The following is a 20,408-nucleotide window of genomic DNA, read 5'->3' on the forward strand; positions in this document are numbered from 1 at the left end:
CAAATACAAGTTCTGCCCGGCGCACGGACGCCAATCCACGAACAGAGCGTTCGCGGACTTGCTTAAGAGATGATTTGGTTATATTTTATACAGTTATTTCATCTTCATCATGTCATTCATCTTTTCCAATTCATCTTTTACAAAGTCAAAAATTACCTATGACCAAAGAATCGTCTAAAGCGCCGCCGCTTTACCCGAAGACCCACCTGCTCGCAGCAAGTGGCATCGCCGCCCTTCTGAGCCTGGCGCTTCTGGTATTCCCTTCCAGTGATGTTGAAGCCAAAAAGACGACCCTGAGTCTTGAACTGGAAAGCCCTGCTGAACAACTGACACAAGATCAAGACGCCGCCGAGGCCGTCCAGGCCACAAATGAGCCAGCAGCTTCCCCTTTCGCACAGATCGAAAACAGCACGGAAGAACCCCAGGAAACCGCTCAGGCCGCACCGGTGCCGGCATCCACGCCCGCCCCTGTGATCGAAGAAAAAAAATCTCCAAACCATAGGGAAGTGATCGTTTCTAAAGGCGATACGCTCTCCACACTGTTCGAGAAAGTCGGCCTTCCAGCAACCTCGGTGCATGAAGTGCTGGCCAGCGACAAACAGGCCAAGCAGTTCAGCCAACTCAAACATGGCCAGAAACTTGAATTCGAACTGAGCCCCGATGGCCAGCTGACCAACTTGCACAGCAAGGTCAGCGACATCGAAAGCATCACCCTGACCAAGAATGACAAAGGTTATGCATTCAACCGCATTACCGCCAAGCCTACCGTGCGCTCCGCCTACGTTCATGGCGTGATCAACAGTTCGCTGTCGCAATCCGCTGCACGTGCAGGCCTGTCCCACAGCCTGACCATGGACATGGCCAGCGTGTTTGGCTATGACGTCGACTTCGCCCAGGATATTCGCCAGGGTGACGAGTTCGATGTCATCTACGAACAGAAAGTCGTCAACGGCAAGGCCGTCGGCAATGGTCCGATCCTTTCCGCGCGCTTCACCAACCGCGGTAAGACCTACACCGCCGTGCGTTACATCAATAAACAAGGCAACAGCAGCTACTACACCGCTGACGGCAACAGCATGCGCAAGGCGTTTATCCGTACGCCGGTGGACTTCGCCCGCATCAGTTCGAAATTCTCCATGGGCCGCAAGCACCCAATCCTGAACAAGATCCGCGCCCACAAAGGCGTCGACTATGCAGCGCCGCGTGGCACCCCAATCAAGGCAGCCGGTGACGGCAAAGTGTTGCTGGCCGGACGCCGCGGTGGCTACGGCAACACCGTAATCATCCAGCACGGCAATACCTACCGCACGCTATACGGCCACATGCAAGGCTTCGCCCAAGGCATCAAGACTGGCGGCAGCGTCAAGCAAGGCCAGGTGATTGGCTACATCGGCACCACCGGACTCTCCACCGGCCCGCACTTGCACTACGAGTTCCAGGTCAATGGCGTACACGTCGATCCATTAGGCCAGAAGGTGGCGATGGCCGATCCGATCTCCAAAGCTGAACGTGCACGTTTCCTCACGCAGAGCCAACCGCTGATGGCGCGCATGGATCAAGAGAAGTCCACTCAGCTGGCTTCGAGCAAGCGATAAGCCATGACGCTCTATATAGGTGTGATGTCCGGGACCAGCCTCGACGGCCTGGATATTGCGCTGGTTGAGCTAACCCCGGCGATCAAGCTGGTCGCCACGCACTACATTCCCATGCCTGATTCCCTACGCACCGAGCTGCTTGGCTTGTGCAGTAGTGGCCCGGACGAGATTGCCCGCTCCGCCATTGCCCAGCAGAACTGGGTGAAGCTGGCAGCACAGGGCATTCACACCCTCCTTGATCAACAAAACCTGAAGCCCGAAGACATTCGTGCAATCGGCAGCCACGGTCAGACCATTCGCCACGAACCCGCGCGCGGCTTCACGGTGCAAATAGGCAACCCTGCCCTACTGACGGAGTTGACCGAAATCACCGTGGTCAGCGACTTCCGCAGCCGTGATGTGGCCGCCGGAGGGCAAGGCGCGCCACTGGTTCCAGCCTTCCACGAAGCGTTGTTCGAAGAACAGCCTGGCAATCGTGCGGTATTGAACGTCGGCGGTTTCAGCAACCTAAGCCTGATTGAACCTGGCAAGACTGTTGCGGGTTTCGACTGTGGCCCGGGCAATGTTCTGCAGGATGCGTGGATTCACCAGCAACGCGGCGACAACTTTGATCGCGACGGCCAATGGGCTGCCACCGGTAAGGTCGAACCGATTCTTTTGAAAGAATTGCTCAGTGATCCGTTCTTCGTGACCAAAGGCCCGAAAAGTACCGGTCGCGAAGTATTCAACCTGTCATGGCTGACACAGCATCTGGCACAGCTGCCGACCTTCGCCACCGAAGACGTGCAGGCAACCCTGCTCGAACTGACCGCCCTGACCATCGTCGAATCACTGCAAAGCGCCCAATCAGACACCCTGGGACTGCTTGTCTGCGGCGGCGGCGCGCACAACACCACGCTGATGAACCGCTTGGCCAGCTTGCTGCCGAACGCCAAGGTCAGCAGCACCGCGGCTTACGGTGTAGACCCGGACTGGGTCGAAGCCATGGCCTTCGCCTGGCTGGCCCATTGCTGCCTTGAAGGCATCGCCGCCAATCGCCCGAGCGTCACCGGCGCCCGTGGCCTGCGCGTACTTGGCGCCATCTACCCTGCCTGACTATCCATACCGAATCCCGGACAGCAAAACGCCGCAGAGCCTGAGGCCATGCGGCGCTTGGTGATGCGATGAATTGCGATCAGATCGAGAACGAAGAGCCGCAGCCACACGTGGTGCTGGCGTTCGGGTTCTTGATCACGAAGCGCGAACCTTCCAGACCTTCCTGATAATCCACCTCGGCACCTGCCAGGTATTGGAAACTCATCGGGTCGACCACCAGACTCACACCTTCGCGTTCGACGATGGTGTCGTCATCGGCCACTTCTTCATCGAAGGTGAAGCCGTACTGAAAACCTGAACAACCGCCGCCCGTAACGAATACGCGCAGCTTCAAGCGATCATTCCCCTCTTCATCGACCAGGCTCTTCACCTTGTGCGCGGCACCGTGGGTGAATTGCAAAGCCGTGGGGGTGAAGGATTCGACGCTCATGCTAACTATCTCCCGGCGTTACGCCGCCATAATGCGTGATGACGCGCATTATCCGCTTCTCCTAGAAAATCGGTCAACTATTGTTACGGTATATCAATCAACACATTTGCCCGCCCGAAATGCAAAAAAGCCCGTTAGACGGGCCTTTTTGCTGAGCGGGATAAACCTTACGGCAGCATACCTGCGTGGGACAGACCCAAGCGCTCATCCAGACCGAACAGAATATTCAGGTTCTGTACCGCCTGACCCGACGCGCCTTTGACCAGGTTGTCGATCACCGACAGCACCACCACCAGATCACCATCCTGTGGACGATGCACGGCAATACGGCAAACGTTGGCACCGCGCACGCTGCGGGTTTCCGGATGACTGCCGGCCGGCATGACATCGACGAACGGTTCGTTGGCATAGCGCTTTTCAAACAACGCCTGCAGATCCACCGAGCGATCCACAACCGTCGCGTAGAGCGTCGAGTGGATACCTCGAATCATGGGCGTCAGGTGCGGAACGAAGGTCAGACCGACGTCCTTGCCCGCTGCGCGACGCAGCCCCTGGCGAATTTCCGGCAAGTGACGGTGCCCTTTGACGGCGTAGGCCTTCATGCTTTCCGACGTCTCGGCGTACAGCGAACCTACGGAAGCCCCACGACCGGCGCCGCTGACGCCGGATTTGCAGTCAGCGATCAAGCGGGTGGTATCGGCCAGACCTGCTTCAAGCAGTGGCAGGAAACCCAATTGCGTAGCAGTCGGGTAACAACCCGGGACGGCGATCAGGCGAGCCTGCTTGATTTGCTCGCGATTGACTTCCGGCAAACCATAGACCGCCTCTTCCAGCAGTTCCGGTGCGCCGTGAGGCTGACCGTACCACTTGGCCCACTCTTCGGCGTCTTGCAGACGGAAGTCCGCCGACAGGTCGATGACCTTGGTTCCCGCTGCCAACAGCTCACCGGCCAGGGCATGGGCAACACCGTGAGGCGTAGCGAAGAACACAACGTCACAAGCGCCCAGCGTCTTGATGTCCGGAACGCTGAACGCCAGGCCATCGTAATGACCGCGCAGGTTCGGATACATATCAGCCACGGCCAGACCGGCCTCGGATCGGGAAGTGATGACTGCCACTTCAGCTTGCGGGTGCTGCGCCAACAGACGCAGCAGTTCGACACCGGTGTAACCCGTGCCGCCGACGATACCGACCTTGACCATAAACCTGTCCTCAACGAACCCACTGGAAAGCCGTCGATAATAGGGGCCGCACGGCTCTGCGACAACCGTCAAGGTGACGTGCGGGCGCTCTACCCTCTACTATCTTCGCTACCGTAAACCTGGGAATAACTAAAAATGCTTTATCTGTGGCTCAAAGCGCTTCACATCGTCAGCATGGTCTGCTGGTTTGCCGGCCTGTTCTACCTGCCGCGCCTGTTCGTCTATCACGCCCAAAGCGAAGACACCGTCAGCAAAGAACGCTTCAGCATCATGGAGCGCAAGCTGTACCGCGGCATCATGGGGCCGGCGATGATCGCCACTCTGATTTTCGGCATTGCACTGATCGCCTTGAACCCCAGCATATTTAGTCAGGGTGCGTGGATGCACGCCAAGTTGACCCTGGTGGTGATCCTGATCGGCTACCACCACATGTGCGGCGCCCAAGTGAAACGTTTTGCCCGTGGCGAGAACACCCGCAGCCATGTCTTTTATCGCTGGTTCAATGAAGTGCCGGTTCTGATATTGCTGGCTATTGTAATTCTGGTCATCGTTCGGCCGTTCTAACTCCAATAAGCACAACTCAACGGGGTACTTCCAATGTCGCTGCCCGCTCTGCTCGAACAACGTTTGCGCCTGCCTGTGGTGGCAGCGCCGATGTTCCTGATCTCCAACCCTCAACTGGTGCTGGCCTGCTGCCGTAATGGCGTGGTGGGCAGCTTCCCCGCGCTGAACCAACGCGAAAGCAGTGGCTTCAAGGCCTGGCTGGAAGAGATCGAAGCAGGGTTGGCAACACTGGAGAATCCGGCGCCTTATGCGGTGAACCTGATCGTCCACAACAGCAACCCGCGACTGCAAGCGGATCTGGAGATCTGTATCGAGCACAAAGTGCCGATCGTGATCACCAGCCTCGGCGCCGTGAAAGAACTGGTCGATGCCGTGCACAGCTATGGCGGTCTGGTGTTTCATGACGTGACGACTCGTCGCCATGCAGAGAAAGCCGCCGAGGCCGGGGTCGACGGTTTGATCGCCGTGGCAGCAGGCGCCGGTGGACACGCCGGGACCTGGAGCCCGTTCTCGCTGATTGCCGAGATACGCCAATTCTTCGACAAGACCCTGCTGCTGGCCGGTTGCCTGAACCACGGCCACGAGATTCTCGCTGCACAATTACTCGGTGCGGATTTGGCCTACTTCGGTACGCGATTTATCGGCACCACCGAAAGTCATGCGTCTGACGCCTATAAAGAGATGCTGCTGACGTCCAGAGCGGCGGACATCGTCCATACTCCAGCGGTGTCGGGAGTACCGGCGAGCTTTATGCGTCAAAGCCTTGAGGCTGCGGGTTTCGACATGGCAGCGCTGCAAGGCAAGGGTGAGGTGAACTTCGGCTCCAAACTCAAGCCTATAAGCGATGAAGCCAAAGCCTGGAAAACCGTTTGGTCCGCAGGCCAGGGGGTCGGCGAAATCGATGACCTGCCAAGTGTTGATCAATTGATCGCTCGCCTTGATGCCGAGTACCGCAAAGCACTGGAGCTGGCGGCAGCGCTGCCCAAACGCTGGCCACGCTGACAGGAAAACTTGGCCAGTCCATTCCGGCTGGCCTTACACTCCACGCGCAATTCTCCCTAAACCATTCGCGACAAGGATGCCTCGCAATGAGCGAAAACCGTTTCAAGATCGTATTCGACGGCGCTCTGCTGCCAGGTGTTGACGTCACCACTGCCAAGCTCAATCTCGCCGATCTGTTCAAAAGCGATGTGACTGCCATTGAGCGGCTGTTCAGTGGCAAGCCTGTTGCACTCAAACGCGACCTGTCACAGACCGATGCTCAGACTTATCTCCAGGCGCTGACCAAAACCGGTATCGATGCCCGGATCGAATCCGAACCTTCGATCGAGCTGAACCTGTCTGACGTTCATGAACACCCCCCTGCCGTTGCAGCAGATCCCGAATCCCCTTATGCACCACCCCGGGCGACCGTCGGCGAAGCCTTGCCTGAATTCGCCCCACTCAAGGCGTTCAGTTTCGAGGGCCGCATCGGCCGCTTGCGTTACCTGGCATGGACAATGGCCCTGACACTCGTAACCCTTGCCGTTGGCGCTGTGCTTGCTGTTTTCGGCCTGGCCCTCATCAGCACGGACTCGACCGCCGGCCTGATTCTCGGTGGCTTGCTGGCCTTTGTTCTCTTCGTGGCGCTTGCGTTCGTCAGCATTCAGTTCAGTGTCCAGCGGCTGCATGATATCGGCTGGTCTGGCTGGCTTTGGCTGCTGACTCTCGTGCCGTTCGTGGGCAGCATCTTTCCGTTCGTGATGATGATTGCGCCGGGTAATAACACCGCCAATCAATACGGTGCGCCACCACCGCCCAACAGCGCCGCGGTCAAGGTCCTGTCTTCACTGTGGCTGGTGTTTATCGCGATTCTGTTCATCGGCGGACTGACCGGTGGCCTCTCTACCATTCAAAATGAATATGAAAGCGCCACCCAGAGCAGCTATGAAAGTGACTCGGTGATCACCGAAGAGATCGAAGATCAGACCGCTGTGGAAGCAGAGCCGGCGCCAAATTCAGCCGACGATGCAGCCGAAGCAGCCCAGCCCCCTGTAGACTCTGCGAAAGAATGAACAGCGCTCCCCGCCCGTGACACCTGCGTCGCCGGCGCGGAGCTGTTGCGATGGAGAAATGCATGACCCGTTACGCTCTGATCACTGGCGCTTCCAGCGGCATCGGCCTGGCGATGGCCGAAGCGCTGGCCCGGCGCGGCCGCAGCCTGATTCTGGTGGCCCGTCAGCGTGATCAGCTGGAAAGTATTGCGATTGAACTGACTCAACGTTTTGGCGTGGAAGTGTTGTTCCGAGCCTGTGACCTCGGTGAGCCGCTGCGGCTGTCCGGATTTCTGCTGGAGCTGGAGGAAGGTGACCGACAGATCGATTTGCTGGTCAACTGCGCCGGCATCGGTACTTGCGGCCCTTTCCTGGCTCAGGACTGGATGACCGAGCAGGACCTGATCGAAGTGAACATCCTCGCGCTCACTCGCCTGTGTCACGCGATCGGCAACAGTATGGCGCTGCAGGGCGGCGGGCAGATTTTGAATGTCGCCTCGGTTGCGGCGTTCCATCCCGGCCCATGGATGAGTACTTACTACGCCAGCAAGGCTTATGTGCTGCACTTTTCCGAAGGGTTACGCGTCGAACTGAAAAAATGTGCGGTCAAGGTGTCGGTGCTCTGCCCCGGCCCTACCCGCACGGCGTTTTTTCGCACCGCGCAATTGGACACCGCCAAACTGGTCGACAGCAAAATGCTGATGAGCCCCGAGGAAGTCGCGCTCTATACCGTGCGGGCTCTGGAGAAAAATCGCGCCATCATTATTCCGGGTCGACGCAACCGCTGGCGCGCCTTCCTGCCGCGGCTCGGCTCACGCTGGCTGACCCGGACAATCGCAGGCATGGTCAACAAGGCTTACTGCCCGCGCTGATCGCCCCTCAAGGTAAAAGACTGGGCTCTGACATAACCCATGGTTACACTCAGGCCAGCCCAAACAACGGAGAAACAGCAGTGGATACTCTGTTCAGCAAGATCATCAACCGGGAAATCCCGGCGAAGATCATCTACGAGGACGACCAGGTACTGGCCTTCCACGACATCGCCCCACAGGCACCGGTGCATTTTTTGGTGATCCCGAAAAAAGCGCTGCGCACGCTTAACGACCTGACCGAGGACGACAAGGCACTGGCTGGGCACATTCTGTTCACCGCCCAGCGTCTGGCCCTGGAACTGGGCTGTGAAGAGGGTTTCCGCGTGGTCATGAACTGCAATCCACTGGGTGGGCAGACTGTCTATCACATCCATATGCATGTACTGGGTCAGCGCCAGATGCACTGGCCGCCGGGCTGATTGCAGTAAAACCTGTGGGAGTGGCGGTGCGACGATTCGACTTGCTCGCTCCCGCAAATGACCCAACGCAAACCTTCGCCGGCCGATTGGGTTAAACTGGCCGCCGAGATTCTTCCCGGAGGTCAGCATGACTACCCAACGTCACTACTCGCCGATTGACCGTCTTCTGCTGCAAGCCGATGCCGCGATGCGTACATTGCTGCCCTTCAGTGGCCAGCCGTACCGTCCTTCGCCCGCTATCGTGCAGCCGGATGCGCAAATGAGCGACGAAGACACCCGACACGTCGCCGGCCTGATGCGCATCAACCATACCGGCGAAGTCTGTGCCCAGGCGCTGTATCAGGGTCAGGCCCTGACCGCCAAGCTGCCGAAAGTGCGTGCCGCCATGGAACATGCCGCCGAAGAAGAAATCGACCACCTGGTCTGGTGTGAACAACGCATAAAACAGTTAGGCAGCCACACCAGCATTCTCAATCCGCTGTTCTATGGCATGTCGTTCGGGATCGGCGCGGTAGCAGGGTTGATCAGCGATAAAGTCAGCCTGGGTTTCGTTGCTGCCACCGAGCATCAGGTCTGCAAACACCTGAACGAACACCTTGAGCAACTGCCGGCCGAGGACGAAAAATCCCGGGCGATCCTCGAGCAGATGCGCATTGATGAAGAACACCACGCCGAAAGCGCGCTGGAGGCAGGGGGTTTCCGCTTCCCGGCACCGGTGAAGTTCGGCATGAGCCTGATGGCCAAGGTCATGACCAAGAGTACTTACCGGATCTGATCCCCAAAACCCGGGCACAAAAAAAGGGCGCTTTTCAGCGCCCTTTCTTTTTGCTCTCAGGAATCAGCTCGGCATGTTGCGCGCGTAGAAGATTTCCAGCATTTCGTAGGACGTTTGACTGTTGAATGTCAATTCAACCGAGTTCGATGATCTCGTAGTCGTGGGTAATCGCCACACCTGCCGTGCCGAGCATGATCGACGCCGAGCAATACTTCTCGGCAGACAGCTCGATGGCGCGTTTGACTTGGGCTTCTTTCAGCCCGCGGCCCTTGACCACGAAGTGCATGTGGATCTTGGTAAAAACCTTAGGATCCTCGGTGGCGCGCTCGGCTTCGAGGAAGGCTTCGCAGCTTTCAACGGCCTGACGGGACTTCTTGAGGATGCTGACCACATCGAAATTGCTGCAACCGCCAACGCCCAGCAGGAGCATTTCCATCGGCCGGACACCCAGGTTGCGACCGCCGGCATCAGGCGGACCGTCCATGACCACGACATGACCGCTGCCGGATTCACCGAGGAACATGGCTTCGCCAGCCCATTGGATGCGTGCCTTCATCGCCAAGACTCCACTGTATAAAAAAGGGTCGCCAGCTTAGCACAGGGCCCTTGATTGACAGCGTTCGCCTTCCTGGGACATAACCATCTGCGTCGTAGGTAAATGCTCGAATATTGCAGGAAGTGTCTGTTAAGCTGGCGCCAATTCGCTGGCGCATAGCCAGCTTTGTAGCAACCTCAGCTATTCATAAAAAAACCAAACATACCGCGCAGTCTTTTCGGGATACAACCATGGTTGCTATTACCCCAACACCCAAAATGAAGAACCTCGACAAGCTGTTGATGCATTGCCAGCGCCGTCGTTATGCGGCCAAAAGCAACATCATTTGTGCCGGCGACCGCTCGGACACGCTGTTCTTCATCATCAACGGGTCGGTCACCATCCTGATCGAGGATGACGACGGCCGCGAAATGATCATCGCTTACCTGAACTCCGGGGACTTTTTCGGCGAGTTGGGCCTGTTCGAACAGGCCGGCCTGGAACAGGAACGCAGCGCCTGGGTGCGTGCCAAGATCGAATGCGAAGTCGCGGAGATCAGCTACGCGAAATTTCGCGAGTTGTCCCAGCAGGATCCAGACATTCTTTACGTGCTCAGCGGACAAATCGCACAGCGTCTGCGCAACACCACGCGCAAAGTCGGTGACCTGGCGTTCTTCGACGTCACCGGTCGCGTTGCGCGCTGCCTGCTGGAACTCTGCAAACAGCCGGATGCGATGACCCACCCGGACGGCATGCAGATCAAGGTGACCCGTCAGGAGATCGGGCGGATTGTCGGTTGTTCGCGTGAGATGGTCGGTCGCGTACTCAAGGATCTGGAAGAGCGCAACCTGGTGGACGTCAAAGGCAAGACCATGGTGGTCTTCGGTACGCGCTAAATCCTGAACATGTCTGCCAGCAACTGGCGGTACAACGTGTCGAGTCGCTCCAACGCATCAGGCGCTGCATATTTTTCATGCAGGGCGATGTGGCTCTCGGCGCGAACTCGCTGCTCCAGGCCACAGGCTTCATTGAAACGGTTGACCGCCGCGACCATCGATTCGCGCTCGTTTTCGAGCAACAAAGCACCGTGCACCAACCCTACCGGACGCGTACCGCCCTTGCTCTGACGCCAGCGCTGCGCGGTGCCAACCATCTTGCGCCCATCGAGATTGACGTTGAATCGGCCATCGCAAAACGCGCCATCAACTTCGCCCAAGGACGAAACGCCGCCCATCTCATCAAGCAGCTGACAAATCGGGTCGCAGAGTCGGCGATAAGCGGTTTCGATCCGGTTCTGGTCACCCTCGTTACGCGGTGGCGCGTAGACCAGCGCGATATTGATGGTTGAGGCCGATTGCGGCACTGGTTCACCGCCGGTTTCACGCAATAACACCGGCCAACCCGCCGCAGCCGATACCTCGCACGCGGCCTCGAACCCAGGCAGGCGATTCAACCGTCGCGGCATGACCAGCGCCCGATCACTGGGTTGCCAGAACAGAAGACCAAACTCCGAATCGGCGGTGCACACATGGGCCAACAGATCCTGTTCGGCGAGCAAGCCGGCTTCGACGGTCAGAGAGATTGGCTGAGGCATGGATAACTCCGTAAGACATGAAGTCTTTGGGGCACTTGATGGCCTCTTCGCGGGCAAGCCCGCTCCCACAGGGGATCGGGTTGCCTGCGAAGATGTTTTCAGTCGAGGGTCGAGCCGCTGACCGGACCGCCACGCTCTGGAAAGAACAGACGCTGCAGTTCGGTGCCCGGGCTTTCGGCGCGCATGAACGCTTCGCCAACCAGGAACGCGTACACATCACTGATTTCCATCAGCTCAACATCGGCCCGGTTGAGAATGCCACTTTCGGTGATCACCAAGCGATCACGCGGGATACGTGGCAACAGGTCGAGTGTGGTTTCCAGACTGACGTCGAAGGTATGCAGGTTGCGGTTGTTGACGCCCACCAGCGGAGTGTCGAGGGTTTTCAAGGCCCGCTCCAGCTCGTCGCCGTCGTGGACTTCTACCAACACATCGAGGCCGACGCTTTTGGCCACGGCCGCCAGCTCAGCCATTTTCACGTCGTCCAGTGCGGAGACGATCAGCAGCACGCAGTCGGCGCCCAACGCTCGGGCTTCAATGATCTGGTACGGATCGATCATGAAATCCTTGCGGATCACCGGCAAACTGCACGCCGCACGAGCCTGTTGCAGATACGCATCGGCGCCTTGGAAGTAATCGATATCGGTGAGCACCGACAGACAGGTCGCACCGCCCTTCTCGTAACTCTTGGCAATGTCGGCGGGAACGAAGTTCTCGCGGATTACGCCTTTGCTGGGTGAAGCTTTCTTGATTTCTGCAATCACCGCCGGCTGCTTGAGCTTGGCCTGAGCGATCAGTGCCTTGGCAAAACCACGGGGTGCATCGGCCGCCTTGGCCAGACTTTCCAGCTCCGCCAGGCTTACGCGAGCGCTACGCTCGGCGACCTCCTGGACTTTGCGGGCCAGAATGTTTTCCAGAACCGTCGGTACACTCATCCCTCATTCTCCACTCTGAATACCGCGGTAAATGCACCCAACTCCTCCAGTTTTTCCCGAGCGAGGCCCGTGTGCAGCGCATCGTGCGCCAAGGCAACGCCTTCTTTCAAACTGCTGGCATGGTCGGCGGCGTACAGCGCGGCACCGGCATTGAGCATAATCATTTCCGCGGCTTTCTGACCGTTCTCGGTCTTGCGCTTGCCCAGGGCATCGCGAATCAGCTCCAGGGAGGCCGCTGGGCTATCCACTGCCAGACCGTGCAGGCTCTGGCTCTTCATGCCCAAGTCTTCTGGCTCGACCCAATACTCGGTGATCTGGTCATCCTTCAATTCCGCTACAAAGGTTGGCGCCGCCAGACTGAATTCGTCCAGGCCATCCTTCGAGTGCACCACCAACACGTGTTTGCTGCCCAGACGCTGCAAGACTTCGGCCAACGGCCGGCACAACGCCTGATTGAACACGCCCACCACCTGATGCTTCACGCCGGCCGGATTCGTAAGCGGGCCGAGCATGTTGAACATGGTACGCAGGCCCAGCTCCCGGCGCGGGCCGGCGGCGTGCTTCATGGCACTGTGGTGGGTCTGGGCGAACATGAAACCGATGCCGACGTTTTCGATGCAGCGTGCTACCTGAACCGACGTCAGGTTCAAGTAGATACCGGCCGCCTCCAGCAGGTCGGCGCTGCCGCTTTTGCCCGAGACCGCACGGTTACCGTGTTTGGCCACGGTGCAACCCGCCGCGGCGACCACGAACGAGGAAGCGGTCGAGACGTTGAAGATATTGGCTCCGTCACCTCCGGTACCGACCACATCGACGACGCCGTCGAGGGTCTTGAGTTCGACCTTGTCGGCCAGCTCGCGCATGACCGACACGGCGCCGACGATCTCGTCGATGCTTTCGCTCTTCATACGCATGGCCATCATGAACGCGCCGATCTGCGCATCCGTGCATTGACCGGTCATGATTTCGCGCATCACATCGCGCATCTCATCGGTGCTGAGGTCGAGCTGTTCGACGATACGGCTCAGGGCTGTCTTGATATTCATGAAAAGTCCTTAGCGCGTGCCGCCGGTTTGTTTGAGGAAGTTAGCGAACAGCTCGTGGCCCTGTTCGGTGAGGATCGACTCTGGGTGAAACTGCACGCCTTCGATGTTCAGTGTCTTGTGGCGCAGGCCCATGATCTCGTCAACCGAGCCGTCTTCGAGCTGGGTCCACGCGGTCAGCTCCAGACATTCAGGCAGAGTTTCGCGCTTGACGATCAATGAGTGATAGCGAGTAACCGTGAGTGGATGATTCAGGCCTTCGAAAACGCCCTTGTCCTCGTGAAACACCGGGCTGGTCTTGCCGTGCATCACTTGGCGGGCGCGAACCACATCGCCGCCAAACGCCTGGCCGATGGACTGATGGCCCAGGCAGACGCCCAGAATCGGCAGTTTGCCGGCGAAATGTTTGATCGCTTCAATCGAGATGCCGGCTTCAGTCGGAGTGCACGGACCGGGCGAGACGACGATCCGCTCAGGGTTGAGGGCTTCGATTTCGGCGATGGTGAGCTCATCGTTGCGCACGACTTTGACCTGGGAGCCGAGCTCACCAAGGTACTGCACAACGTTGTAGGTAAAAGAGTCGTAGTTATCGATCATCAGCAACATGGCGTTATGAACCTCTTGAATTCACTGACTTTAATACAGCCTTCGAATGAGTTACCCGCAGCGTCCTGCGCTTTGTCAGTCGCTGGAATCGCGCAGCAAAGCGGTTTGTCTTACGGGTAAAGAAGGCAAAGCGGTAAAGATCCGGCCGGGCCGGCAGAAGGATTCAGGCGCGCCAACGCCAACGGGCGTGTGCCTTGATGACTTGATCCAGAAGTTTGCTGACGATCAACACGGGGAAGGTCTCATTTATACGTCTCGGCACAGTAACTTAGCTGGGCAGAGCGTGCAATATGGGGCGATCGAAGCGCGTAAAACAATCGACGGGTTCGCGCCGAACGGCAACAGGCTCTATAGTTTTTTGGCACTATCGTTTTGCTCACTACAACAATAACAAACGGACTTGCTCATGATCAGACAGACGTTGGCTGTACCGCTTGCCGGCTGCTTGCTCGCTATGGCCTGCACCCAGGCGATCGCGGCGCCCAACCCTTATTCGAATTTCATCGTCTTCGGCGACAGCCTCAACGATGCCGGGCAGTTTACCGACACGGGCGGCCCCGCCGGTGCCACCCTGCGCTTCACTAACCGGACCGGGCCGATCTATCGGGATGGCAGTGGCGAAGTTTATTCCGCCAACTCGACACAACTGCTGGGCGCAAGGCTTGGGTTTTCTCCAGACCAGACGGCCGCTTCGACCTCGGCAGCGCGCGCCAATCAGGGACTGCCGGACGGCAATAACTGGGCGGTTGGCGGCTACCGCACCGACCAGATCCTCAACTCGATCACCACTGCCTCCGCCACCGGTGAACGCGCCCGTTTGGGCTATCTGCCGGCAAACAACTTCAGCGCCGATCCGAATGCGCTGTATTACATTTCCGGGGGTGGTAACGATTTTCTTCAGGGACGTGTACAAAGTGGCGCTCAGGCGAATGCCGCTGCGGATCGACTGGCCAACAGCGTCCAGGTTTTGCAGACCGCCGGCGCCCGGTACATCGTGGTATGGCTGCTGCCCGACCTGGGTTTGACGCCCGCCATCAATGGCACAGCCCAGCAGACACCCACCTCACTACTGAGCTCTGCCTTCAACCGGCAACTGGTCACTCGACTGGCGGGGATCGATGCCGAAATCATCCCGCTGAACATTCCGTTGCTGTTGCAGGAAACCTTCGCCGATCCGGCTCGATTCGGTTTTGCTACAGGCCAGAACCTGACGGCGACCTGTTTCAGCGGTAACAGCTGCACCGAAAACCCTACGTATGGCATCAACAGTGCCACGCCGGACCCCAGCAAGCTGATTTATAACGATGGGGTTCATCCGACCGAAGCCGGGCAAAAACTGATTTCCGACTACGCCTATTCCTTACTGGCAGCGCCTTGGGAACTGACGCTGTTGCCGGAAATGGCCCACGCAACCTTACGTGCTCACCAGGACGAATTGCGCAGCCAATGGCAATCGGACTGGGAGAACTGGCAGGCGGTCGGCCAATGGCGCGCCATTGTCGCCGGTGGCGGTCAGCATCTGGATGTCGATAGCCAAAGCAGCGGCGCCAGCGCCGACGGCGACGGTTACAACCTGAACATCGGCGGCAGCTATCGTCTAAATGACGCCTGGCGCGTCGGTGTGGCGGCGGGTTTCTATCGTCAGAACCTGGAAGCAGGCAATAACGATTCAGACTACAAACTCAACAGCTACCTGGCCACCGCCTTCGCCCAGTTCCAACAGAACCGCTGGTGGGCCGATGCCGCGTTGACCGGCGGCAAGCTGGATTACGACAACCTCAAACGCAAATTCGACCTGGGTGCCAGCGAAGGTGCGGAGAAAGGCGATACCGATGGCGATCTCTGGGCCTTCAGCACTCGCCTTGGCTACGACATTGCGCAACCGGGCAGCGAGTGGCACCTGTCGCCGTTCATCAGCGCCGATTACGCAAAAGTGGAAGTCGATGGCTACTCGGAAAACAGCACTCGTTCCACAGCGCTGACCTTTGATGATCAGACTCGCGATTCAAAACGTCTGGGCGCCGGTCTGCAGGGTAAGCATCAGATCACCACGCAGACTCAAGTGTTCGGCGAATACGCGTATGAGCGTGAATACGAGGATGACACTCAGAAAGTAAACATCGCGCTCAACAGCCTGCCATCCCTGGACTTCAAACTGGACGGCTATACACCGCAAAGCCACCTGAATCGCGTGAGCCTGGGGGTCAGCCACAAGTTGACGGCCGATCTGGCGCTGCGTGGCGGATACACGTTCCGCAAGGATGATGACTTTACCCAGCAAGGGCTTACCGTTGGGGTTGCGCTGGACTTCTGATCCGGTAAACAGCAGGCACAAAAAACGCGGCGCCCTCACAGGTGCCGCGTTTTTTATGGTGGTGAGGTCTTTGTGGGAACTCAGCTTACCGGGGTTTGCTCGGCGAGAGCCACGGCACGGAACATCGCGCGGCGCTTGTTCAGGGTTTCTTCCCATTCCAGCGCCGGCACCGAGTCGGCAACGATGCCGCCACCGGCCTGCACGTGCAGTTCGCCGTTCTTGATCACAGCGGTGCGGATCGCGATCGCAGTGTCCATGTTGCCGTTCCAGGCGAAGTAACCGACCGCGCCGCCATAGACGCCACGCTTGACCGGCTCCAGTTCGTCGATGATTTCCATCGCGCGGATTTTCGGCGCGCCGGACAAGGTGCCCGCCGGCAGAATCGCCCGCAGTGCGTCCATCGCCGTCAGCCCGGCCTTCAGTTGACCGGTGACGTTGGAAACGATGTGCATCACGTTGGAATAACGCTCGATGACCATCTTCTCGGTGAGTTTCACCGAACCGATTTCCGAGACCCGACCCGTGTCGTTACGGCCCAGGTCGATCAGCATCAAGTGCTCGGCAATTTCCTTGTCGTCGGACAGCAGGTCTTTTTCCAGCGCCAGGTCAGCCTCTTCGTTGGCCCCGCGTGGGCGGGTGCCGGCAATCGGGCGCACGGTGATCAGGTTGTCTTCGACCCGCACCAGCACTTCAGGCGAACTGCCGACGACGTGGAAGTCGCCGAAGTTGAAGAAGTACATATAAGGCGTCGGGTTGAAGCAACGCAGCGCCCGGTACAGATCGATCGGCGCGGCCTTGAAGTCAATCGACATGCGCTGGGACGGCACGACTTGCATGCAGTCACCGGCCAGGATGTATTCCTTGATGGTATCGACGGCTTTTTCGTAATCGTCCTGGGTGAAGCTCGAACGAAAAACCGGATCAGCAGACTGTTGCTTGCTGAAATCCAGGCCTCGGCGCGGGGTGATCGGTTGACGGAGTTTTTCCAGCAGCTCTTCCAGCCGTGCCTGACCTTGCTCGAAGGCATCTGCTTGCGACGGATCGGCCAGAACAATCGCGTGCATCTTGCCGGCGAGGTTGTCGAACACCACCACCGCGTCGGAAACCATCAGCAGAATGTCCGGCACGCCCAATGGATCCGGGTTCGGGCATTTGCCTAGACGCTTTTCTACATACCGCACGCAGTCGTAACCGAAGTAACCCACCAGACCGCCATTGAAGCGCGGCAGGCCAGGGATGGTCGGCACGTTGTAGCGAGCTTTGAATTCTTCGACGAAGGCCAGCGGATCTTCAGCCTCGTGACTTTCGATCTCGACGCCATCGTGGGTCACGCTGACGTGATGGTCGTGAACCCGCAGCACGGTGCGGCACGGCAGGCCGATGATCGAGTAACGGCCCCACTTCTCCCCGCCCTGCACCGATTCCAGCAGGTAGGAGTTAGGCTCGTCGGCCAGTTTCAGGTAGATCGACAGCGGCGTGTCGAAGTCGGCCAGGGTTTCGCAGGCAAGCGGGATGCGGTTGTAGCCGGCAGCGGCCAAACGCAGGAATTCTTCGCGGATCATGGGGTAGCCTCGTGGCTTGAGGGTCTAACAGTCAGGTATGCAAACGCGCCGGTAGGCCGGCCAGGAACAAGTCAGGCGCGCCAACGCCAGCGGGCCAGGGCCTTGATGACTTTCATCCAGAGTTTGCGAGTGACCACCACGATGGCGTTTCCAGAAGGGGGTTGAACAGCGTCGGGCAACGTTATCTCAGCGGCCGGATCCAGGCAACCGCGAATTAACTTGCGCAGATCGTCGATCACCAGCGCCGGCGACTCTTCGGCAATTGGTCGGCCGTGGTTATAGCCGTAACTGAGCGCCACGCATTTGACCCCCGCCGCTTTCGCCGCCAGCACATCGCTGCGCGAATCGCCGACAAATAACGATTGAGACGCGGGAATGTTGGCCATTTTCATCACAAAAAACAGCGCCGCAGGGTCGGGCTTCTTCTGCGGCAGTGTGTCGCCGCCGATGATCCATTTGAAGTAACGACCGATTTTCATCTGATCCAGCAGCGGCGCGACAAAACGCTCCGGCTTGTTGGTGATCAGCGCCATCTCTACACCCTGCTTGTGCAGCCATTTCAGGGTGTCGCGCACGCCGGGGTAAACCACCGTCAGCGCGTGACCGTCCTCATAAAAGCCGTTGAACAACGCCAGGGCATGCTCGGCTTCGACCTCATCGACACCCTCGGCGTCGATGTGGTTGGCCAAGGCCCGGCGCACCAGCACGTGCACGCCGTTGCCCACCCACTCACGCACCGATTCGATGCCTGCAGGTTGACGCCCGAGTTTGAGCAGCATGTTATCCACAGCCGCTGCGAGGTCGGGGACCGAATCGACCAGCGTGCCATCCAGATCGAACATCACCAACCGCGGCAGAGACCCCGGGAACAGCTGCTCAAAGCCACTCATGGGCGAGCCAGCGCCAGTTCGGAACGCATCTTTTCAATCACGTCTTGGTAGTTCGGTGCATTGAAGATCGCCGAGCCGGCGACGAAGGTGTCGGCGCCAGCAGCGGCGATTTCACGAATGTTGTTGACGTTCACGCCGCCGTCGATTTCCAGGCGAATGTCACGGCCGGAAGCGTCGATCAGCGCCCGCGCTTCACGCAGCTTGTCGAGGGTGCCGGGGATGAACTTCTGCCCGCCGAAGCCCGGGTTGACGCTCATCAGCAAGATCATGTCGACCTTGTCCATCACGTACTTGAGCACGTCCAGCGGGGTCGCCGGGTTGAACACCAGGCCCGACTTGCAACCACCTTCGCGGATCAGTTGCAGGGAACGGTCCACGTGCTGCGTGGCTTCCGGGTGGAAGGTGATATACGTCGCGCCGGCCTCGATGAAGTCACCGACGATGCGGTCCACCGGGCTGACCATCAGGTGCGCGTCGATCGGCGCGGTCACGCCGTATTTGCGCAGTGCGGCACAGACCATCGGGCCGATGGTCAGGTTCGGCACGTAGTGGTTGTCCATGACATCGAAGTGCACGAAGTCGGCACCGGCGGCCAGGACGTTGTCCACTTCTTCACCCAGGCGGGCGAAGTCGGCGGAGAGAATCGACGGAGCAATGACGAAGGGCTGCATGACGCACCTTTTTTGAGCAGAATCACGATGGCGCGCATTGTATACCGCATGCTCTGGCGCGCGCACCGTGACGCGATAATCAGTAGGCCGCGCGGTAGATCTTCTCGATATCGACGGCACTCAATTTGCGCGGATTGTTGCGCATCAAACGCTCAATTCCCGCTGCCTCCACCGCCATGGCCGGGATCGCGTCTTCGGGAACGCCGAAGCTGTGCAGGCCCGCCGGGATTTCCACCGCGGCGCACAGCTCGGTCATCGCCTCCACGGCTTTGTCGGCCGCGTCGTTGACGCTCAGATGAGCGGTCTTCACCCCCATGGCCTCGGCAATATCCTGCATGCGCTCCACGCAGGCCATTTTGTTCCAGGTCATGACATACGGCAGCAGCAAGGCATTGCTGACCCCATGGGCGATGTTGAACCGCCCGCCCAGCGGATACGCCAGCGCATGCACCGCGCCGACCCCGGCATTACCGAACGCCATACCGGCCATCAGGCTGGCGGTGGCCATGTCTTCGCGGGCCTGGAGGTTGGACGAATTGGCGTAGGCCTTGGGCAGCGCCTTGGCGATGAGCTTGATGGCGCCGATGGCCAGCGCGTCGGTAATCGGTGAAGCGTTCAGCGACAGATAGGATTCGATGGCGTGCACCAGTGCATCGACGCCACTGGCGGCAGTGACACTGCGCGGGCAGGTCAGGGTCATTTGTGGACTGACCAGCGCCACGTCCGGTAATAGATAGTCGCTGACGATGCCTTTCTTCAGCTGCGCAACCTTGTCGGAGAGGATCGCCACGTTGGTGACTTCCGAGCCGGTGCCCGCGGTGGTCGGGATGGCGATCAGCGGCGGGCCTTTGCGCGGCACCTGATCGATGCCGAACAGATCCTCCAGCGCCCCGTGATAACCGGCGTAGGCCGCGACACTTTTGGCGATGTCGATGGCACTGCCGCCACCCAGGCCAATCAATCCGTCGTGCCCGCCCTCGCGGTAGACCCGCATGCAGTCTTCGACGATGGCGATTTCCGGGTCTGGCAGCACCCGGTCGAAAATTTCGTAAGGTCGGTCGCCCAGCTGCGCCAGCGCCAGCTCAACCGTGCCGGACTTGACCAGTGCGGCATCGGTGACGATCAGCGGGTTGTCGATGTCCAGGCGTGTCAGTTCAGCCGCCAGTTGCTCGATGGCACCGGCGCCGGTGATCAGTTTGTGAGCGATTTTGAAAGAAGAAAGACTCATGTGCGCAGCCTCTTATAGATAGGGGAGCTGGGCACAAGAGTAGCT

Annotated in this window: 22 protein-coding genes; 11 read left to right on the forward strand and 11 right to left on the reverse strand. The window is 58.9% G+C overall.

Annotation, left to right across the window (positions count from 1 at the left end; genetic code table 11):
• The first annotated feature begins 158 nt into the window (after positions 1-158).
• Both ACYZTU_RS26255 and ACYZTU_RS26260 read left to right on the forward strand, forming a co-directional pair.
• Positions 159-1,595: a peptidoglycan DD-metalloendopeptidase family protein gene (locus ACYZTU_RS26255; RefSeq protein WP_461966614.1), complete on the forward strand. Its 1,437-nt coding sequence runs from the start codon at positions 159-161 to the stop codon at positions 1,593-1,595.
• Positions 1,596-1,598: 3 nt separating this feature from the next.
• Positions 1,599-2,690, forward strand: a complete 1,092-nt coding sequence (locus ACYZTU_RS26260) for an anhydro-N-acetylmuramic acid kinase (RefSeq protein ID WP_461966616.1) — start codon at positions 1,599-1,601, stop codon at positions 2,688-2,690.
• A 79-nt stretch (positions 2,691-2,769) separates the two neighbouring features.
• Here the strand turns inward: ACYZTU_RS26260 and erpA are convergent, their stop codons facing one another.
• Positions 2,770-3,120: an iron-sulfur cluster insertion protein ErpA gene (gene erpA / locus ACYZTU_RS26265; RefSeq protein WP_007947969.1), complete on the reverse strand. Its 351-nt coding sequence runs from the start codon at positions 3,118-3,120 to the stop codon at positions 2,770-2,772.
• A gap of 167 nt (positions 3,121-3,287) precedes the next feature.
• On the reverse strand, positions 3,288-4,322 hold the full coding sequence (gene argC, locus ACYZTU_RS26270; RefSeq protein WP_461966618.1) for an N-acetyl-gamma-glutamyl-phosphate reductase: 1,035 nt from the start codon (positions 4,320-4,322) through the stop codon (positions 3,288-3,290).
• A gap of 135 nt (positions 4,323-4,457) precedes the next feature.
• Here argC and hemJ point away from each other — a divergent pair, with 135 nt between their 5' ends.
• The 6 genes from hemJ (at position 4,458) to coq7 (ending at position 8,985) form a co-directional block, all read left to right on the forward strand.
• Entirely contained in the window at positions 4,458-4,886 is a 429-nt protein-coding gene (hemJ, locus tag ACYZTU_RS26275; RefSeq protein WP_461966620.1) for a protoporphyrinogen oxidase HemJ, read from the forward strand.
• 33 nt (positions 4,887-4,919) lie between these two features.
• Positions 4,920-5,888: an NAD(P)H-dependent flavin oxidoreductase gene (locus tag ACYZTU_RS26280; protein ID WP_461966622.1), complete on the forward strand. Its 969-nt coding sequence runs from the start codon at positions 4,920-4,922 to the stop codon at positions 5,886-5,888.
• Between the two features lie 86 nt (positions 5,889-5,974).
• Complete coding sequence (locus ACYZTU_RS26285) at positions 5,975-6,940, forward strand: DUF805 domain-containing protein (protein WP_461966624.1); 966 nt, start codon at positions 5,975-5,977, stop codon at positions 6,938-6,940.
• A 62-nt stretch (positions 6,941-7,002) separates the two neighbouring features.
• Positions 7,003-7,791, forward strand: a complete 789-nt coding sequence (locus ACYZTU_RS26290) for an SDR family NAD(P)-dependent oxidoreductase (protein WP_282381977.1) — start codon at positions 7,003-7,005, stop codon at positions 7,789-7,791.
• A gap of 80 nt (positions 7,792-7,871) precedes the next feature.
• Positions 7,872-8,210: a histidine triad nucleotide-binding protein gene (locus ACYZTU_RS26295; RefSeq protein WP_461966626.1), complete on the forward strand. Its 339-nt coding sequence runs from the start codon at positions 7,872-7,874 to the stop codon at positions 8,208-8,210.
• Between the two features lie 127 nt (positions 8,211-8,337).
• Positions 8,338-8,985 carry a 2-polyprenyl-3-methyl-6-methoxy-1,4-benzoquinone monooxygenase gene (gene coq7 / locus ACYZTU_RS26300; RefSeq protein ID WP_282381973.1) on the forward strand — a complete coding sequence of 216 codons (648 nt, stop codon included), beginning with the start codon at positions 8,338-8,340 and terminating at the stop codon, positions 8,983-8,985.
• 133 nt (positions 8,986-9,118) lie between these two features.
• Here the strand turns inward: coq7 and ACYZTU_RS26305 are convergent, their stop codons facing one another.
• Complete coding sequence (locus ACYZTU_RS26305) at positions 9,119-9,541, reverse strand: OsmC family protein (RefSeq protein WP_461966628.1); 423 nt, start codon at positions 9,539-9,541, stop codon at positions 9,119-9,121.
• Positions 9,542-9,771: 230 nt separating this feature from the next.
• On the opposite strand from ACYZTU_RS26305, the gene crp reads away from it, so the two are divergent.
• Positions 9,772-10,416, forward strand: a complete 645-nt coding sequence (gene crp / locus ACYZTU_RS26310; RefSeq protein ID WP_461966630.1) for a cAMP-activated global transcriptional regulator CRP — start codon at positions 9,772-9,774, stop codon at positions 10,414-10,416.
• Here the strand turns inward: crp and ACYZTU_RS26315 are convergent.
• From ACYZTU_RS26315 to ACYZTU_RS26330, 4 genes are all read right to left on the reverse strand, one after another.
• Positions 10,413-11,114 carry a lipoate--protein ligase family protein gene (locus ACYZTU_RS26315; protein ID WP_461966632.1) on the reverse strand — a complete coding sequence of 234 codons (702 nt, stop codon included), beginning with the start codon at positions 11,112-11,114 and terminating at the stop codon, positions 10,413-10,415. The genes crp and ACYZTU_RS26315 overlap by 4 nt on opposite strands.
• Positions 11,115-11,212: 98 nt before the next feature.
• Positions 11,213-12,049, reverse strand: a complete 837-nt coding sequence (trpC, locus tag ACYZTU_RS26320; protein ID WP_461966634.1) for an indole-3-glycerol phosphate synthase TrpC — start codon at positions 12,047-12,049, stop codon at positions 11,213-11,215.
• Positions 12,046-13,095, reverse strand: a complete 1,050-nt coding sequence (gene trpD, locus ACYZTU_RS26325) for an anthranilate phosphoribosyltransferase (RefSeq protein WP_461966635.1) — start codon at positions 13,093-13,095, stop codon at positions 12,046-12,048. The genes trpC and trpD overlap by 4 nt, the downstream gene beginning before the upstream one ends.
• A 9-nt stretch (positions 13,096-13,104) precedes the next feature.
• Positions 13,105-13,698 carry an aminodeoxychorismate/anthranilate synthase component II gene (locus tag ACYZTU_RS26330; RefSeq protein WP_461966637.1) on the reverse strand — a complete coding sequence of 198 codons (594 nt, stop codon included), beginning with the start codon at positions 13,696-13,698 and terminating at the stop codon, positions 13,105-13,107.
• A 46-nt stretch (positions 13,699-13,744) separates the two neighbouring features.
• On the opposite strand from ACYZTU_RS26330, the gene ACYZTU_RS26335 reads away from it, so the two are divergent.
• Together ACYZTU_RS26335 and estP are read left to right on the forward strand one after the other, a co-directional pair.
• Positions 13,745-14,089 (forward strand): hypothetical protein, encoded by a 345-nt coding sequence (locus ACYZTU_RS26335; protein ID WP_449646325.1) that lies wholly within the window; start codon positions 13,745-13,747, stop codon positions 14,087-14,089.
• A 15-nt stretch (positions 14,090-14,104) separates the two neighbouring features.
• Positions 14,105-16,012 carry an esterase EstP gene (estP, locus tag ACYZTU_RS26340; protein WP_461966639.1) on the forward strand — a complete coding sequence of 636 codons (1,908 nt, stop codon included), beginning with the start codon at positions 14,105-14,107 and terminating at the stop codon, positions 16,010-16,012.
• A gap of 80 nt (positions 16,013-16,092) precedes the next feature.
• Here estP and trpE read toward each other — a convergent pair whose 3' ends face one another.
• The 4 genes from trpE to ACYZTU_RS26360 all read right to left on the reverse strand — a co-directional run bounded on the left by trpE (position 16,093) and on the right by ACYZTU_RS26360 (position 20,363).
• Complete coding sequence (gene trpE, locus ACYZTU_RS26345; RefSeq protein ID WP_461966641.1) at positions 16,093-17,574, reverse strand: anthranilate synthase component I; 1,482 nt, start codon at positions 17,572-17,574, stop codon at positions 16,093-16,095.
• Positions 17,575-17,645: 71 nt separating this feature from the next.
• Positions 17,646-18,464, reverse strand: a complete 819-nt coding sequence (locus ACYZTU_RS26350; RefSeq protein ID WP_461966643.1) for a phosphoglycolate phosphatase — start codon at positions 18,462-18,464, stop codon at positions 17,646-17,648.
• Positions 18,461-19,135: a ribulose-phosphate 3-epimerase gene (rpe, locus tag ACYZTU_RS26355; RefSeq protein WP_461966645.1), complete on the reverse strand. Its 675-nt coding sequence runs from the start codon at positions 19,133-19,135 to the stop codon at positions 18,461-18,463. Before rpe ends, ACYZTU_RS26350 begins: the two co-directional genes overlap by 4 nt.
• Before the next feature lie 79 nt (positions 19,136-19,214).
• Positions 19,215-20,363: an iron-containing alcohol dehydrogenase gene (locus ACYZTU_RS26360; protein ID WP_461966647.1), complete on the reverse strand. Its 1,149-nt coding sequence runs from the start codon at positions 20,361-20,363 to the stop codon at positions 19,215-19,217.
• Between the last annotated feature and the right edge of the window lie 45 nt (positions 20,364-20,408).

This window comes from Pseudomonas sp. HLT2-19-2 (assembly GCF_054898005.1).

Coding starts and splice junctions, on each gene's coding strand:
- hemJ (WP_461966620.1), top strand. CDS start 4,458: ATGCTTTATCTGTGGCTCAAAGCGCTTCACATCGTCAGCATGGTCTGC.
- rpe (WP_461966645.1), bottom strand. CDS start 19,135: ATGCAGCCCTTCGTCATTGCTCCGTCGATTCTCTCCGCCGACTTCGCC.
- ACYZTU_RS26285 (WP_461966624.1), top strand. CDS start 5,975: ATGAGCGAAAACCGTTTCAAGATCGTATTCGACGGCGCTCTGCTGCCA.
- trpC (WP_461966634.1), bottom strand. CDS start 12,049: ATGAGTGTACCGACGGTTCTGGAAAACATTCTGGCCCGCAAAGTCCAG.
- trpD (WP_461966635.1), bottom strand. CDS start 13,095: ATGAATATCAAGACAGCCCTGAGCCGTATCGTCGAACAGCTCGACCTC.
- ACYZTU_RS26335 (WP_449646325.1), top strand. CDS start 13,745: ATGAGTTACCCGCAGCGTCCTGCGCTTTGTCAGTCGCTGGAATCGCGC.
- argC (WP_461966618.1), bottom strand. CDS start 4,322: ATGGTCAAGGTCGGTATCGTCGGCGGCACGGGTTACACCGGTGTCGAA.
- trpE (WP_461966641.1), bottom strand. CDS start 17,574: ATGATCCGCGAAGAATTCCTGCGTTTGGCCGCTGCCGGCTACAACCGC.
- estP (WP_461966639.1), top strand. CDS start 14,105: ATGATCAGACAGACGTTGGCTGTACCGCTTGCCGGCTGCTTGCTCGCT.
- ACYZTU_RS26330 (WP_461966637.1), bottom strand. CDS start 13,698: ATGTTGCTGATGATCGATAACTACGACTCTTTTACCTACAACGTTGTG.
- ACYZTU_RS26280 (WP_461966622.1), top strand. CDS start 4,920: ATGTCGCTGCCCGCTCTGCTCGAACAACGTTTGCGCCTGCCTGTGGTG.
- ACYZTU_RS26350 (WP_461966643.1), bottom strand. CDS start 18,464: ATGAGTGGCTTTGAGCAGCTGTTCCCGGGGTCTCTGCCGCGGTTGGTG.
- ACYZTU_RS26305 (WP_461966628.1), bottom strand. CDS start 9,541: ATGAAGGCACGCATCCAATGGGCTGGCGAAGCCATGTTCCTCGGTGAA.
- crp (WP_461966630.1), top strand. CDS start 9,772: ATGGTTGCTATTACCCCAACACCCAAAATGAAGAACCTCGACAAGCTG.
- erpA (WP_007947969.1), bottom strand. CDS start 3,120: ATGAGCGTCGAATCCTTCACCCCCACGGCTTTGCAATTCACCCACGGT.
- coq7 (WP_282381973.1), top strand. CDS start 8,338: ATGACTACCCAACGTCACTACTCGCCGATTGACCGTCTTCTGCTGCAA.
- ACYZTU_RS26255 (WP_461966614.1), top strand. CDS start 159: ATGACCAAAGAATCGTCTAAAGCGCCGCCGCTTTACCCGAAGACCCAC.
- ACYZTU_RS26315 (WP_461966632.1), bottom strand. CDS start 11,114: ATGCCTCAGCCAATCTCTCTGACCGTCGAAGCCGGCTTGCTCGCCGAA.
- ACYZTU_RS26360 (WP_461966647.1), bottom strand. CDS start 20,363: ATGAGTCTTTCTTCTTTCAAAATCGCTCACAAACTGATCACCGGCGCC.
- ACYZTU_RS26290 (WP_282381977.1), top strand. CDS start 7,003: ATGACCCGTTACGCTCTGATCACTGGCGCTTCCAGCGGCATCGGCCTG.
- ACYZTU_RS26260 (WP_461966616.1), top strand. CDS start 1,599: ATGACGCTCTATATAGGTGTGATGTCCGGGACCAGCCTCGACGGCCTG.